The organism is Nitrososphaera sp. (assembly GCF_050748925.1).
GTDB lineage: Archaea > Thermoproteota > Nitrososphaeria > Nitrososphaerales > Nitrososphaeraceae > Nitrososphaera.
On record NZ_JBOGQF010000230.1, the window covers coordinates 1 to 1495 of the forward strand.

General features: G+C 55.1%; 2 protein-coding genes. Both read left to right on the forward strand.

Going from position 1 to position 1495, the window contains the following annotated elements:
- Nucleotides 1-882, forward strand: an 882-nt coding sequence (locus ACREAY_RS11810; RefSeq protein ID WP_431755966.1) for an NAD(P)-binding domain-containing protein, incomplete at its 5' end; no start/stop codon positions are given.
- 17 nt (nt 883-899) lie between these two features.
- Nucleotides 900-1495, forward strand: a 596-nt coding sequence (locus tag ACREAY_RS11815; protein ID WP_431755967.1) for a polysaccharide deacetylase family protein, incomplete at its 3' end; no start/stop codon positions are given.

Here is a 1495-nt window from a genome sequence, read left to right on the forward strand (position 1 = left end):
TTAGTTCAGAAACAGAGTTCGGGAAGGATGACCAGCAAAAAAGTTCTAGTTATCGGGCTGGGGCAGATTGGCTACAGCAACGCGGAATACATGACGATAAAAGGGTTGACAGTGGACGGCTATGACATCAGCGAAAAGGCGGTCCAGCGCGCGCTAGAGGACCAGGTGATAAGGAAGAGGGCGCACAATTTCGCCGGCTATGACTATTACATCATTTGCATCTCTACCCACAGGCCTGACGACATGTTTTCGCCGCACCTTGATGGCCTCTACGACATTGCAAAAAAGCTGTCATACGAGGGCAAGGCCGGCGCGCTGGTCGGAATTGACAGCACCATCACGCGCGGCACGTCTGAAAAAATCATAGAGATCCTGGGCCACCGCCTGCACGTCGTCCACGTCCCGCACCGCTTTTACATCAACGAAAAGAGCGAGCACGGCGTGCGCCAGACGCGCGTCGTCGGGGGCTGCGGGCAGTGCTGCATAGAAAAGGCCAAGGAATTTTACGGCGAGATGCTCGACATCCCGCTCCACCCCGTCAGGTCAGTCGACGTCGCGGAGCTGTGCAAGATAGTGGAAAACAGCTACAGGTTCATGGAGATCGCCTTTGCAGAAGAGCTGCGCATGTTTTGCGAGCGCTCTGGTATCGATTTCCAGGAGCTGCGCAACGCGATCAATACAAAGTGGAACATCAAGGTGCTGGAGGCAAAAGAGGGGATCGGCGGCCACTGCCTGCCAAAGGACAGCCAGATGTTCCTGTCGCTGTCCAAGAACGTGCTTGACACGTCGATCGTAGAGGCCGCAAAAAGGGTCGACAACGAATACCGGTCGCACATTGCATTTGGAGTGCCCAAGGTCCCGCCATTCCAGCAAGTCCGCTAGCAGGAGTCGGCAGCGGCATGAAGCTTTCCCATCTTGGAGCGATAGCCACGAGCGCCCTAGTCGTGATTGGCGTCGTGATGGCAATAGGCCCAGCGTACATACACGTTCTCGAGAAGAACAGGTCGCCACCTGTCATGCTTTCATTTAGCATAGTCGACAACAGAAACATACCCGAATGGTGCCGGGGCCTCTCTTCCATCCTTGAGAGCCAGCAGATCAAGGCCACAATATTTGTCACGGGCCGCGTAGCCGACAGATATCCTGACTGCGTGGCGTCCCTCGTTTCCGTCAACGGCGTCGACATGGGGAGCCAGACGTACAGTTATGTCGATCTTGCTGATGAGGAAGACTATCTCCGGGCGCAGGCAGAAGTCAAAAAGGGCAAGCTGGCGGTAGACCGGGCCGGCAACGTCGATTCGCGCCTCTTCCGCGCACCGTTCGGGTCAACAGACCAGAACATCTACTCGCTTCTTTCAAACTCCAACATTACGGCCGACTTTTCATACAAGAGCCAGTACAACAAGTATGAGGACGGCCAGTTTGTCAAGTATGACCTTGTGACATGCGAGTGCAACAACCTGTCGCTAAACGAAGTCAAGAAGCTGCTCGAGCT